10 protein-coding genes are annotated in these 13,686 nt (G+C 69.7%); 7 read left to right on the top strand and 3 right to left on the bottom strand.

Going from position 1 to position 13,686, the window contains the following annotated elements; genetic code table 11:
• The first annotated feature begins 340 nt into the window (after positions 1 to 340).
• Genes OG738_RS22910 through OG738_RS22895 form a run of 4 tightly spaced genes read left to right on the top strand, consistent with a single transcriptional unit; the run spans position 341 to position 5,181 of the window.
• Positions 341 to 1,717 (top strand): ABC transporter substrate-binding protein, encoded by a 1,377-nt coding sequence (locus OG738_RS22910; RefSeq protein WP_329056463.1) that lies wholly within the window; start codon positions 341 to 343, stop codon positions 1,715 to 1,717.
• Positions 1,695 to 2,669, top strand: a complete 975-nt coding sequence (locus tag OG738_RS22905) for a carbohydrate ABC transporter permease (protein ID WP_329056461.1) — start codon at positions 1,695 to 1,697, stop codon at positions 2,667 to 2,669. Before OG738_RS22910 ends, OG738_RS22905 begins: the two co-directional genes overlap by 23 nt.
• A complete protein-coding gene (locus OG738_RS22900; protein ID WP_329056459.1) occupies positions 2,666 to 3,535 on the top strand; it encodes a carbohydrate ABC transporter permease in 870 nt (289 codons plus the stop codon). Before OG738_RS22905 ends, OG738_RS22900 begins: the two co-directional genes overlap by 4 nt.
• 41 nt (positions 3,536 to 3,576) lie before the next feature.
• The gene (locus tag OG738_RS22895) at positions 3,577 to 5,181 is read left to right on the top strand and encodes a glycoside hydrolase family 13 protein (RefSeq protein ID WP_329056457.1); all 1,605 of its coding nucleotides are present in this window, start codon (positions 3,577 to 3,579) and stop codon (positions 5,179 to 5,181) included.
• A 58-nt stretch (positions 5,182 to 5,239) separates the two neighbouring features.
• On the opposite strand, the gene OG738_RS22890 is transcribed toward OG738_RS22895, so the two are convergent.
• Positions 5,240 to 6,574, bottom strand: a complete 1,335-nt coding sequence (locus OG738_RS22890; protein ID WP_329056455.1) for an LVIVD repeat-containing protein — start codon at positions 6,572 to 6,574, stop codon at positions 5,240 to 5,242.
• A 104-nt stretch (positions 6,575 to 6,678) separates the two neighbouring features.
• Between OG738_RS22890 and OG738_RS22885 the strand changes: the two genes are divergently transcribed.
• Positions 6,679 to 8,133, top strand: a complete 1,455-nt coding sequence (locus tag OG738_RS22885) for a peptide ABC transporter substrate-binding protein (protein ID WP_329056453.1) — start codon at positions 6,679 to 6,681, stop codon at positions 8,131 to 8,133.
• Entirely contained in the window at positions 8,130 to 8,711 is a 582-nt protein-coding gene (locus tag OG738_RS22880; protein WP_329056451.1) for a nucleotidyltransferase domain-containing protein, read from the top strand. Before OG738_RS22885 ends, OG738_RS22880 begins: the two co-directional genes overlap by 4 nt.
• On the opposite strand, the gene OG738_RS22875 is transcribed toward OG738_RS22880, so the two are convergent.
• Positions 8,708 to 9,586, bottom strand: a complete 879-nt coding sequence (locus tag OG738_RS22875; protein WP_329056449.1) for a LysR family transcriptional regulator — start codon at positions 9,584 to 9,586, stop codon at positions 8,708 to 8,710. The genes OG738_RS22880 and OG738_RS22875 overlap by 4 nt on opposite strands.
• Positions 9,587 to 9,656: 70 nt before the next feature.
• Between OG738_RS22875 and OG738_RS22870 the strand changes: the two genes are divergently transcribed.
• Complete coding sequence (locus tag OG738_RS22870) at positions 9,657 to 10,661, top strand: SDR family oxidoreductase (protein WP_329056446.1); 1,005 nt, start codon at positions 9,657 to 9,659, stop codon at positions 10,659 to 10,661.
• Here OG738_RS22870 and OG738_RS22865 read toward each other — a convergent pair.
• The gene (locus OG738_RS22865) at positions 10,658 to 13,648 is read right to left on the bottom strand and encodes an NACHT domain-containing protein (RefSeq protein WP_329056445.1); all 2,991 of its coding nucleotides are present in this window, start codon (positions 13,646 to 13,648) and stop codon (positions 10,658 to 10,660) included. The genes OG738_RS22870 and OG738_RS22865 overlap by 4 nt on opposite strands.
• Between the last annotated feature and the right edge of the window lie 38 nt (positions 13,649 to 13,686).

Raw genomic sequence — 13,686 nt, 5'->3', positions numbered from 1 at the left:
CACGCCCCCGGCGCGACGGCTCACGAGCCGTCGCGCCTTTTCGCGTACCCGAGCGCCAAGATCCATCCACGGGAACTTCCCAGACAGTCGGCCCACGCACCCAGACAGTCGGCTCGCGCGCAGGTGGACGAGACGCCGGCGAGCCGTGTCGTCCGCCCAAACACGCGTGTCGACCCTCCAGGCACGTCGCTTGCGCGGCCCCTTGCCCTCCCGGACACCAGCCGCCCGCGTCCTGTTCGTAACTTGCAACTTCTCGTCGCCTTATTGCGTCGATCTGCTCTTGCACTTTAGAGTGACCGCAATCACGTGACAGCCGTCGCGACCCGAGAAGAGGCTTGAGATGAGCAGTCCCTGGTCCCGATCCTTGCCCCGCCGGATGTTCTGCCTGCTGGCCGCAGGCGGCCTCACCCTGGGGGTGGCCGCCTGCGGTGACGACGGCAACGCCGCCGCGCCCGGGGGCAAGGTGACGATCACGGTCACCGGCCAGCCGCCGACCAGCCAGCCGTTCGAGCGCAGCGTGTTCGACGCCGACGTCAAGGAGTTCGAGGCTTCCCACCCGAACATCCAGATCCAGCCCCACGAGGGGTTCATGGACCCGAAGACGTTCTCCGCGAAGCTGGCCGGCGGGCAGCTCGAAGACGTCTACTACGTCTACTTCACCGACCCGGCGCAGATCATCGCGCGGCACCAAGCCGCCGACATCACGGAAGCCGCGAAGAGCGTTCCGCACATCAACGACATCAAGCCGGAACTCCTGGACAACTTCCGCGACGCGAACGGCAAGCTCTACGGCCTGCCGACGATGAACTACACGATGGGCCTGCTCTACAGCCGCCCGCTGTTCCAGAAGGCCGGGCTCGACCCCGACAAGCCGCCGACGACCTGGGACGAGGTCCGCGCCGACGCGAAGAAGATCGCCGCGCTGGGCAACGGCACCGTCGGGTACGCCGACTACAGCAAGAACAACCAGGGCGGCTGGCACATGACCGGCTGGCTGTACTCGATGGGCGGCGACATCGCCCGCAAGGACGGCGACAAGTGGGTCGCCGACTTCGACAACGAGAAGGGCAAGCAGGCCCTGCAGTACCTGCACGACATGCGCTGGACCGACAACTCGATGGGCGCCAAGCAGCTCCTCGAAGCCACCGACGTCCAGCGGATGATGGGCGCCGGCCAGCTCGGCATGTACATGGCCGCCCCGGACAACGTGCCCGTGCTCGTCAAGCAGTTCAACGGCAAGTACGACGACTACGGCATCGCCGGCATGCCCGGCGGGCAGGGCACGCTGCTCGGCGGCGAGGGCTACATGATCAACCCGAAGGCCTCGCCGGACAAGATCAAGGCCGGCCTCGAGTGGATCCAGTGGAAGTACCTCAACCCGGACCGCTTCGAGAAGCACATCCAGCAGTACGTCGACGGCAAGCAGCCGGTCGGCCTGCCCGCCGAGCCGACTCCGGACGTCTGGCAGGGTTCGGTGCGCGACCAGCAGCTGGCGCTGAAGGCCAAGTACGCCAACGTGCCCGCGCAGAACTACCAGTCCTACGTGGACACGACCGGCAAGATCAAGGGCAGCATCGAGCCGCCGAACGCGCAGCAGATCTACGCCGCGCTCGACAGCGTCATGCAGGCGGTGCTCACCGACCAGAACGCGAACATCGACCAGCAGCTGTCGTCCGCGTCGTCGAAGGTCAACAGTGTCCTCGCCCAGGTCAAGTAGCCTGCTCGCCTGGCCCGCGACGTCCTCGTCGCGGGCCGGGCGCCCGGCCGTCTCGCCGGAAGATCGCCGCCGGACCCGGCTCAGGCGCAAGCTGAAGGAGAACCTCACCGCGTACGGGCTGCTCTGCGCCGCGCTCGTGGTGTTCGCGCTCTTCTCCTGGTACCCGATCGTGCGCGGCGTTCTCCTGAGCTTCCAGCAGGTCGACTTCGTCAACGCGCCGACGTGGGTCGGGTTCGACAACTTCAAGCGGCTCTTCGCCGACCCGCTGTTCGGCGTCGCCTGGCGCAACACGCTGCTGTTCACCGGGCTGGCGCTGGTCTTCGGCTTCGCCGTCCCGTTCCTGACGGCGGTGCTGCTCAACGAGATCCGGCACGCGAAGGCGTTCTTCCGGCTCGCCGTCTACCTGCCGGTGATGCTGCCGCCGGTCGTGACGGCGTTGATGTGGAAGTGGTTCTACGACCCGGGTCCCGGCCTGTTCAACTCCGCGCTCGGCGCGGTCGGCCTGCCCGGCGGCCAGTGGCTCGACTCGAGCGGCACGGCGATGCTGTCGCTGGTCTTCGTCTCGACGTGGGCCAACATGGGCAGCACCACGCTCATCTACCTGGCCGCGCTCGGCACGATCCCCGGCGAGCTGTACGAAGCCGCCGAACTGGACGGCGCCGGGCTGTGGAAGCGGCTGCGGCACGTCACGTTCCCGCAGACGCGGTTCGTCCTGCTGGTGCTCCTGCTGCTGCAGATCGTCGCGACCATGCAGGTGTTCACCGAGCCGTACGTGATGACCGGCGGCGGGCCGGACGACTCGACCGTCACCGTGCTCCTGCTGCTCTACCGCTACGCCTTCGTCTACAACGACTTCGGCTCGGCGAGCGCGATGAGCCTGCTGCTGTTCGTGGCGCTGGGCGTGTTCTCGGCGTGGTACGTCCGGCTGACGCGGAAGGCGGACCAGACATGAGGACCCTCGTCTCGCCCAGCGCGTTGCGGAGCCCGCGCGGCAAGGCCGTCTACGGCGTGATCTTCGCCTGCACGCTCGTGGTGTTCGTGCTGGCCTTCATGTTCCCGCTCTACTGGGCGGTCACCGGCGCGCTGAAGTCTCCGCAGGAACTCGCGCAGACGCCGGCGACGCTCGTCCCGCACGAATGGCACCCGGAGACCTTCGCCGAGGCCTGGGACCAGCTGAGCCTGGGCAAGTACTTCCTCAACACGCTCGTCGTCGCCGGCGGCGCGTGGCTGGCGCAGCTGGCCATCGACGTCCCGGCCGCGTTCGCGCTGTCGAAGCTGCGCCCGAAGTTCGGCAACGTCGTGCTGGGCCTGATGCTGGCCACGCTGATGCTGCCCGCGACGGCCCTGCTCGTCCCGACGTACGTGACGGTGACGGACCTGCCGCTGCTGCACCTCAACCTGATCAACTCGCCGACCGCGGTCTGGCTGCCCGCGGCGGCGAACGCGTTCAACATCTACCTGCTCAAGCGGTTCTTCGACCAGATCCCGGACGAGCTGATCGAGGCCGCGCGCATCGACGGCGCCGGGCCGGTGCGCACGCTCTGGCGGATCATCCTGCCGATCTCGCGGCCGATCCTGGCCGTGGTGTCGATCCTCGCGGTGGTCACCGCGTGGAAGGACTTCATCTGGCCGCTGCTGGTGTTCCCGGACACCGAAAAGCAGACGCTCTCGGTGATGCTGCAGCGGGTGGCGATCGACATGCCGCTCAACGTGCTCGTCGCCGGGATGGTGCTGGCCAGCCTGCCGATGGTGGCGCTGTTCCTGGCGTTCCAGCGGCAGATCCTCGCCGGGCTGACCGCCGGCGCCGTCAAGGGCTGAGCCGCACCCGGGGTTTCCACAACGACTAGGAGGGCACTTCCGTGACCGCTGATGCGCAGTCCGCGTCGACCGCCGACAAAACCGGCTGGTGGCGCAGCGCGGCGATCTACCAGGTCTACATCCGCAGCTTCGCGGACGGCAACGGCGACGGCGTCGGCGACCTCGCCGGCGTCCGCGCCCGGCTGGACCACCTGGCCGACCTGGGGATCGACGCGATCTGGTTCACCCCCTGGTATCCGTCGCCGATGGACGACGGCGGCTACGACGTCGCCGACTTCCGCGACATCGAACCACTCTTCGGCACGCTCGCCGAGGCGGAGGACCTGATCGCCGAGGCGCACGCCCGGGACATCCGGGTGATCATCGACATCGTGCCCAACCACTGTTCCGACGAGCACCGGTGGTTCCAGGCCGCGCTCGCCGCGGGCCCGGGATCGCCGGAGCGGCAACGGTTCTGGTTCCGGCCCGGCCGCGGGCCGGACGGCGCCGAGCCGCCGAACAACTGGAAGTCGCGCTTCGGCGGGTCCGCGTGGACGCGCGTGCCGGACGGCGAGTGGTACCTGCACCTCTACAGCTCGCGCCAGCCCGACTTCAACTGGGACAACCCCGAAATCCGCACGGAGTTCGAGGACGTCCTGCGGTTCTGGTTCGACCGCGGCGTCGACGGTTTCCGCATCGACGTCGCCGACGGCCTGGTGAAGGACCCGGCCCTGCCCGACGTCGAAGAGGGCGACGAGACGCCGTTCTCCGACCAGGAGGGCCTGCACGAGATCTACCGCTCGTGGCGCAAGATCGTCGACAGCTACCCGGGCGAGCGCGTGCTGGTCGGCGAGATGTGGCTGCCGGACATGTCCCGCGCGGCGCGCTACCTGCGCCGCGACGAGCTGCACTCGGCGTTCAACTTCGACTTCCTGGTCTGCCCGTGGGATTCCGCGCGCTTCCGGGACGTCATCGACCGGACGTTGCGCGCGCACGACGAGGTCGGCGCGCCGGCGGCGTGGGTGCTGTCGAACCACGACGTCACCCGGCACGTCACGCGGTACGGCCGCCAGGGCGACACGGGCTTCTCGTTCGCGAACCGGCTGCACGAGCTGCCGGTCGACCGCGAGCTGGGCACCCGCCGAGCCCGGGCGGCGGCCCTGCTGACGCTGGCGCTGCCCGGCGGGCTGTACGTGTACCAGGGTGAAGAGCTGGGCCTGTGGGAAGTCCTGGACATCCCGGACGAGCTGCGCCAGGACCCGGTGTGGGCGCGCACGAACGGCGCCGACCCCGGACGTGACGGCTGCCGCGTCCCGATCCCGTGGTCCGGCGACGAGCCGCCGTTCGGCTTCGGCAGCGGCAGCGCGTGGCTGCCGCAGCCTTCCGAGTGGAAGGCGTTCACGGCCGAAACCGAGGCCGCGGACCCGACGTCGATGCTGTCGCTGTACCGCTCCGGACTGCGACAGCGGCGCGACCTTCCCCCGGGTGAGCTGGAATGGCTTTCGCTGGGCGACGGCGTGCTGGCGTTCCGGCTCGGGCCGGAGTTCACGTTCGCGCTGAACTTCTCGGCCTCGCCGGTCCCGCTGCCCGCCGGCGAGGTGCTGCTGGCCAGCGGCTCTCTCGACGGCTCCCTGCCGACCGACACCGCGGTCTGGCTCCGGTCCTGAAAGCCATGAGGGGCACCTTCATGGACTTAGAGCCATGAAGATGCCCCTCATGGACTACCTACTTGGTCAGCTGCAGGATGTCCACGCCGCGGACGTTGTCCGCCACATACACGTACTTCCCGTGCCAGTACGGCGCCCACGCGCTCGCGTCACCAGGGCGGAAGTAGGCGATCTGCCGCGGGTTCGTCGGGTCGCTGACGTCGAGGAACCGTGTGCCCTGCGAGTAGAACGACTGCACCAGGATCTTGCCGCGGACGTCGAAGTAGTGCGCCGAGCAGTCGTCCGACGCCGGGTCGCTGCCCTCCTGGCCGTTGACGCTCCACGTGCCCACGCTCTGCAACCGGAACGGCTGCGAAGGCGTCGAACGCCAGCCTTCGCCGTGGTACGAACCGGCGAGCGACGAGATCGTCAGGACGCCGTCGCCCGCGCAGCCGTCGACGAAGTTCTCCTCCGTCGCGTAGATCAGGTCCTGGCCGCGCCACGCGCCGTCGCCGATGCGGTGGCCGGCCGGGTGGAAGCTGTTGTGCATGAACCGCGACGGTGCGGCCGTCTCGGCGATGCCGCCGCCGGCGTAGGGCACCGGCTCGTGCGCCGTCGCGCGGCGGATCTTGTTCGTCACCGGGTCGCGGTGCACGCCGTTCGTCCAGTAGCCGCGGACGCCGCCGCGGCCGGACACCCAGGCCACGCCGTCGCCGTCCACCTGGACGTCGTGCACGTAGTCGGTCTTGCCGTCGTTGCGGGCCAGCTCGATCGGCTGCGGGTTCACCTTCGGGTGCCGCGGGTCGCGCACGTCGGTGACCCAGATCGGGCGCCCGCCCCAGTCTGCGGGCTGGTCGTCGGCCTTCGCCGGGCCGCCGGTCCAGAGGTAGCGGCAGCCGTCGACGCAGCTGGTGGTGTGCCCGGCCGGCACCTTCGTGTAGCTCAGGATCGCCGGGGCCTCGGGCTTCGAGACGTCGACGACGTAGATGCCGGACTCGCCGGTGTGCGTGGTGCCGCCGAACGCGCGCGGGTCGCGCGAAAGGAACACCAGCTTGTGGTTCTGGTCGACCTCGGTGTCCTCGGTCTCCCACAGCCCCGGCAGGCTGACCTGCCCGACCAGCTTCGGCGCGGCCGGGTTCTGCGTCAGGTCGTACACCTTCAGCCCGAACTCGCCGGACACGACCATGACGTCGCGGTGGCCGTAGTCGAGGAAGTTGACCGAGATGGCACCGGCGGCGTCGGGCACGCTGCCGACGGCCTTGACGTTCTTGATCGCCCCCGGATCGCCCAGCGTGCGGGTGGCGGGAACAGCGGGTTTGTCGTCTTCGCCGCAGGCGGCGGCCGGCAGCCCGGTCGCGACCAGCGTGGCGCTGACGGTGACGGCGGCGAAGCACGACCGCAACCAGGTGCGCACGCGAAACCTCCCAGAACGCCAGAACCGTGACCAACCGAACGGTACGACGGAGATCAACCGGACACAACCACCTTTGGTTGCCTCCTGACTGGTAGGACTGGCCCATGCGCCTGCTCGCCGTGCTCGCCGTCGTGGCCCTCGCCGTCACGGGCTGTTCCGATCCCGCCCCGGGCCGCCCGGGTGTCCTGTCCGCCGGCATCCGGGAACCCGCGACGCTGCTGCCCGCCGACGTCGCCGACCAGGCCGGCCGGCTGGTGACCGGCGCGCTGTGGACGCCGCTCGCCGACTACGACGCGGCGACCGGCAAGCTCACGCCGCGCGCGGCCGAGTCGATCGAGAGCACCGACCGGGTGCACTGGACGGTCAAGCTGCGGCCGGCGAAGTTCCACGACGGCTCGCCGGTCACCGCCCAGTCCTATGTGGACACGTGGCAGGCGGTCGCCGCTTCGCACTGGGCTGCGGCGCCGGTGCTCACGAAGTTGTTGCGCGCTCGGGAGATCACCGCGTCCACTCCGGACACGATCGCGCTGACGCTCGACCGCCCGTCCGGCCAGGTTCCCGCGCTGCTCTCGGCGCCGGGACTGGTGCCGCTGCCCGCGTCGGTGCTCGCCTCGCGTGACTGGGCGGGCTTCGCGAAGGCGCCGATCGGCAACGGCCCGTACCGGCTCGACGGCGCGTGGCGGCCCGGCTCGGGCGGCACGCTGAAGCGCGTCGGCGAGGGCGTCGGCAAGGCGACGGAGATCGACCTGCGCGTCGGCGACCCGGCCGCCCAGTACGACGAGGTGAAGTCGGGCACGCTCGACCTCGCCACCGAAGTTCCCGGCGAGAAGCACGACGCGATGCACGGCGACTTCGGCGACGACCACCACGCGACGTGGGCGTTGCCGCAGGCAGGCTACCTGGCGTTCCCGGTGGGGAACCCGCGGTTCGCCGACGCGACGGTCCGCCACGGCTTCGCACTCGGCGTCGACCGCGCAGCCCTCGAAGCCGGCCCGCTGGCCCACCAGGCCGACCCGGCGAAGGCCTTGCTGCCACCCGCGGACGCCCCCGGCGAGCGAACGGGCACCTGCCGGCCCTGCAGTTTCGACGCGGCGGCGGGCAAGGCCCTGCTGAAGCAGGCGGCGTTCCCCGGCGGCGCGACCGTCTACTTCGGACCTTCCACCGAGGCGTGGACGCGGACCTTGGTCGTCGGGCTGCACAAGGCACTGGACGTTTCGGTGACGGCCCAGGCGAAACCCGCGTCCGGTTCGGTCGACGGACCATCCACATTGGACGTTTCGCTGGTTACCGCGAGTCCATACGAGCTGCTCTCGACGCTGGCGTCGGAATCGGGTTACGCGGACGAAGTGTTCCGCCAGAACCTCGACCTCGCGGACGCCGCGGCGACGCCGGAGGAGGCGGGCGAGCTGTACCGCCTGGCCGAGAACCAGCTGCTGCGCGACCTCCCGGTGGCCCCGCTGTGGTCCGGCCACGGCCACGCGGTCTGGTCGCCGCGCGTCCACGACGTCCTGACGACGCCGTTCACCGGCCCGGTGCCGGCGGGGATCGGGGTCTCGTGACCTGGGAGCCCGCGTCACTGTCCGAAGTGGCCGAACTGTTCTCGCGCGTTCGAACGCCCTGGTGGGTCGCCGGCGGCTACGCGATCGAACTCGCCGTGGGCCACGCGTTCCGCGAGCACGCCGACGTCGACGTCCTGGTGCTCCGGCGCGACCAGCTCGCGATCCAGGAGGCGCTGCCGGACTGGGAGTGGTGGGCGGCGGACCCGCCCGGCACGCTGCGTCCCTGGCGGCCCGGTGAGCTGCTGCCCGAAGGCGTCGACGACGTCTGGTGCCGCCCGTCGGCGTCCGCGCCGTGGCGGATCCAGGTGATGCTCGACGAGACGCTGGGTGACGAGTGGGTGTCGCGCCGGAACCCCGCCGTGCGGCGTGCGGTCGCGGATCTCGGCGGCGTCTCGGTGGCCGGAATCCCTTACCTGGCAGCGGAAGTACAACTGTTAGCCAAGGCCCGCGGCACGCGTCCCAAGGACGAGCAGGACTTCGCCGCCGCACTGCCGGTGCTGGATTCCTTGCAGCGGGCATGGCTCGCGAACGCACTACAGGAGACGTACGGCGAGCACCACTGGCTCGACCGCCTCTAGACCGCGGCGTGGTCCGCCAGCGTCTCGATGAACGCCGTGGTCAGCGGATCCGGCGCGGCACGCGTGTACGCGGCCACCGTGCGGCGCACCGGCACCGACGGCCGCAGGACCCGGCCGTCGAAGCGCGCCGGCAGGACGTTCGCCGGGACCAACGCCGGGCCGAGGCCTGCCGCCGCGAGGATCGGCGCCGCCGCCGTCTGCTCGGTGCGGACCGCGGCGCGCGGGCGGAACCCGGCCGTCGCGCACGTCGCGTCGACCAGCTCGGCGAGGCCGTTGCCCGGCGCGTAGTGCACCCACGCGCAGTCGGCGAGCGTCGCGAGGTCGACGACGCCCGTCGCGTCGTCCTCCGAAGCGCCATCCGCCGGGAGCACGACCACGAACTCCTCGACCCCCAGCGGCCGCACCGGGCCCGGCCAGGCCGGCGGCGGCGGGCCGAGCGCGACGTCGGCCTCGCCCGCGGCCATCGCGTCGCGCAGCTCGTCGGCGTGCCGGAACTCGATCAGCCGGACGTCGACGTCCGGCCGGTCGCGCCGCCACACCCGCAACGCGGGCGGCAGCACGCCGAGGCTCATCGAGTACACGGTCGCGACCTGCAGCTCCCCCGCCGTCGTGCCGGAGGCGAGCCGGGCGGCGCAGCGGGCGCGTTCGGCGTCGGCCAGCGCGGCCCGCGCGTGCGGCAGCATCGCCCGGCCCATCGGCGTCGGCCGCACCGTGCGCGGCAGGCGCTCCAGCAGCGGCCCGCCGAGGCTCTGTTCGAGGGCCCGCATCTGGTGCGACAACGCGGGCTGCGTCACGTGCAGCTGCTCGGCCGCGCGCGTGAACGAGCCGGTGTCGACCACCGTGACCAGGTACTCGAGCTGCCGGAGACTTGTCATGAACTCAGTTTATCGACTTGGTGAGTTCTAAGCCTTGGACTTATCAGATCGGCGCGTCCAGCCTGGAGTCATGGAACGCAAGACAGCCCTGGTCGCCGGGGCGAACGGGATCATCGGCCGGAAGCTCGTCGAGCACCTGCGGGCGGACGGCGGCTGGGACGTCATCGGCCTCTCGCGCCGCGACGGCCTCACCGTCGATCTGCTCGACCGGGCGGACACCCGGGCGAAGGTCGGCGCGCTGACCGGCGTCACGCACCTGTTCTACGCGGCCTACCAGGACCGCCCGACGTGGGCCGAGCTGGTCCCGCCGAACCTGGCGATGCTGACGAACCTGGTCGAAGCGCTGGACCCGGCCGCTCTCGAGCACGTCAGCCTGATGCAGGGGTACAAGGTCTACGGCGCGCACCTCGGCCCGTTCAAGACGCCGGCCCGCGAGACCGACGCCGGGCACATGCCGCCGGAGTTCAACGTCGACCAGCAGCGGTTCCTCGAGCACCGCGCGGGCCCGTGGACGTGGTCGGCGATCCGGCCGTCGGTGGTCGGCGGCACGGCGTTGGGCAACCCGATGAACCTGGCGCTGGTGATCGCGGTGTACGCGTCGATCTCGAAGGAACTCGGCCTGCCGCTGCGGTTCCCGGGCAAGCCGGGCGCGTACGACAGCCTGCTGGAGATGACGGACGCGGGCTTGCTGGCTTCGGCCACGGTCTGGGCAACGGGCCAGGAGGGTGCCTTCAACATCGCGAACGGCGATTTGTTCCGGTGGCGCGAGCTGTGGCCGAAGCTGGCGGCGTACTTCGGCCTCGAAGCCGCACCTCCCCTTCGGATGTCCCTGGTGGACGTCATGGCCGACAAAGCTCCCCTGTGGACAGCCATGGCCGCTCGCCACGACCTGGCGGCGTCCTATGCGGACGTGTCGTCCTCGTGGGCATTCGGCGACTTCGTGTTCGGCTGGGACTACGACATGTTCGCGGACACGTCGAAGTCGCGCCGGGCGGGGTTCCACACGTACGTCGAGACGGAGCAGATGTTCTACCGCTTGTTCGACGAGTTCCGGAAGGCGCGGGTGATCCCCTAGCCGGCCACGTCCCGGCCGGAGATCACCGTCGACCGGACGCGGATGATGCTTTCGTCGAGCTTCCGCAGTTCACGGAACGGATTGGCGATCTTCCGGTCGCGTCGCACGACGATCCAGTGGAGCACAGCGGTGACCACAGTCAAGGTGCCCACCGCCGTGAGCAGCATCGGCAAGCCGATCCAGCCGAGGAGAGTCATCACGGCCAGCACCGCGGCGCCCGGAATCGAAAGCGCGAGGCCGGCACTGAACGTCCACATCGCCACTTCGTCCCCATCACCGTTCGGGGACAGAAAATCGAGCAGGTTCTCAAGCTGGATCATGTTCTCCGCCAGCAAGGACAATCCGAGACCGGCGATGGCGACCGCAACGGCGATCGTCGTGACCCACCCGAGCCACTGCGGCCCCCACGGCCACCATCTGAACGCAGTTCCGGTCGCCCTGCTCACCCCGACCACGTACGGTCCGAGCAGGAGGATCGTGAGGGCGGTCCAGGCCGAGGGCCGGAGGACGACCGGCTCATGCGGGTCCTCGGTCACCGCCTTCCACTGGTTTTCCGTGATGCGGAAACTGTCCTGACTGAACCGATGCGCCAGATCCACGACGATCGGGCCGGGCAAGGTGTCCAGCAGAGCACGGTAGCTCCGGGGTATTTGAACCTCGTCGAGGACGAGGTCGGCCGCCTTCCGCGCGTCGTCCGGAAAGCTCAGGTACAACCTGCTGAGCACGTTTCGGCTGCTCGGCTGGTTCCGAAGGGGGAAATCGAGCCCGTTCGCAGTTTCCCGGATGCGCCGATGGAGCCAGTCCTGGTCGACCGGACTGTAGTTCCGCGACGCGCCGAGCACGCCGATCGGCAGCGCCAGTCGTGGATCGATCCGGCCGAGATCGGGCGGCATTGCCTGGTACGGAAACGATTTGTCGATCAGGAAGCCGACCCGGCCCATGATTTCGTTGATGGCTTGGGGACTTTCCCGGTTGAACGGCGCCCAAAGCCAGTCGTAGCGTGGTTCCAGCGCTGCTCCCGGCTCGGCGCGAAACAGCTCCTCCTCGATGTCCGGGTTGTTCACCAGCGCCGCCAACCGCCAAGCAGCGGTGAAGGACACCGGGGTCCGGTCGCCCAGCAGGTCGACGAGCGCCAGAGCCGCCGCCGCGGTGCCCACCACGGCGATGTCGTCTACCGCGACAGTCGATCCCGTCTTCGCCCGCTCGGCGAGCACCGGGATCGCCAGCTCGCCGGTCGAACGCAACGCCATCCGAGCCGCGGGGACGTCGTCGGCCAGATCGCTGAGCGTCTCGACCGCAGAACGCAACCGGGACGCGGCCAGCGCCTCGATCGCCAATTCGTCGTGCTCCCGCGCCGCGCGGGTGAGCCGGGCCAGCAGCGCCGTGCCCCGAGGCCCGGGATCGGCCGCGACCGTGCCCAGCGCCGCCACCACCAGGTGGTCGGCGGCCTCGCCCTGCCCGAGCGCCGCCTCGAAGTGGTCCAGCACCTTGCCGGCGAGGCCCTCGTCGATCTGACGGGCCTCCGCCAGGCATTCGAGGGCCAGGAGCTTGTCACGGTCGTCTCCGGCGAAGATCTGCTCGACGACCGGCGTGCAGTCGCGGTTCGCGCCACCGCACCACAGCTTCACCGTCTCGCGCCAGCGGTGCGGGTTGCCGGCGTAGAGGTGCAACAGCCGCTCCGGGCTGTCGGCCAGCTCCATCGCGGCGAGGTACTCCTGCAACGTCAGGTGCGGGAACTCGTAGAGCAGGTTGCCCTCGTCCACCTTGACCAGCAGGCCACTGCGGTCGACGATCTCCTCGAGCATGCCGGCGGCGTGCTTCGCCTCCAGGTTGAACCGGCCGAGCACCCGCGTGATGTTCGTGAGGAGCTCGCTTTCGGACACGGTCCGGCGGTCCGTCCCCGGCGCGATGGTGCCCTGCGCCTGGACCGCGATGGCCCGCAACGCCATGAGCTTGTGCCCGGCCTTGTAGATCGCGAGCTCCCGGCTGCGGCCGAGCTGGGAATCGCGCCGGAGCAGGTGCATCACGGCCATCTCGTAGAACTCGGTGCGCGAGTTCGGCAGCATCGGGCCGAGCCCGGGGTCCGCGTCGTGCAGCGACGCGATCATGGTGAGCAGCAACGGTGTCCTGGCCAGCCGCATGATGGCCGGGCTGGCCCGCAGGCCCGACATCATCTGCTCGACCTCGTACCGCGCGTCGTCCAGGTGCTTCGACTTGAACCAGAGGCCCAGGAACCGGCGGATGGCCGCGTCGTCGAATCCGGCCACCCGGACGTCCTGGTCGAAGTCCGGCTGCAGGTCGAAATCGTAGACCGCGTCGCGGCAGGTGACGACGATCTGGCACTTCGGCCACTTTTCGGCGAACTGCTTCAGCTGTTGCGACACTTCCGCTTTGCGGTCCGTCACGATTTCGTCAAAGCCGTCGAAGAAGACGCTCAGGAGGCCGTCCGCCAGCGCCCGCTCGAGGAACCGTTCCGGCTTCTTCACCCCACCCCGCGTGAACGCGTCGGAGATGAGGTCGAGGAGCGAGTCGTCCCCGCGATTGCGGCGGAAGAGCTCGACGAAGACCGGAACGCGGTCGAACGCTCCTGGCTCCTTCGCCCATTTCACCATGGAGTTCTTCAGCAGCATGGACTTGCCGGCCCCGGCGGCGCCGAGCACGACCATCCTGGTCTGGGTGCGGATGCTGCCGTAGATGTCCTCGCGGCGCCCGTCGACCTCGTGCTGGAGCGGAACGTAGACATCGCTGACCGTGATCTTGGTGTTGGCGAGGAAACCGAGGGCGTGGTTGTTGTAGGACCGCGCGACGCCGCTCGCGTACCGCCGCAGGTCACGTTTTCCCAGGGTCCGGCGGTGACTGCGGAGCACGGCGGGCCAGAACCGCTGGCCGAGGTGTTTCGCCCCTTCACCGAGAAATTGCTTTGCCAAGAATGCGGCGACAGCGAAAAATATTGCCAGAACGGCGGCTAAAGTCCATTGCGTCGGCACAGCTCGGCCCTTGTGCTCGGTTTCTGCGGGTTTCCGGT

The sequence above is a fragment of the Amycolatopsis sp. NBC_01488 genome (genome assembly GCF_036227105.1).
Lineage (GTDB): Bacteria > Actinomycetota > Actinomycetes > Mycobacteriales > Pseudonocardiaceae > Amycolatopsis.
Note: the sequence above shows the minus strand (reverse complement) of the source record. Positions and strands in the feature narration are given on the sequence as shown.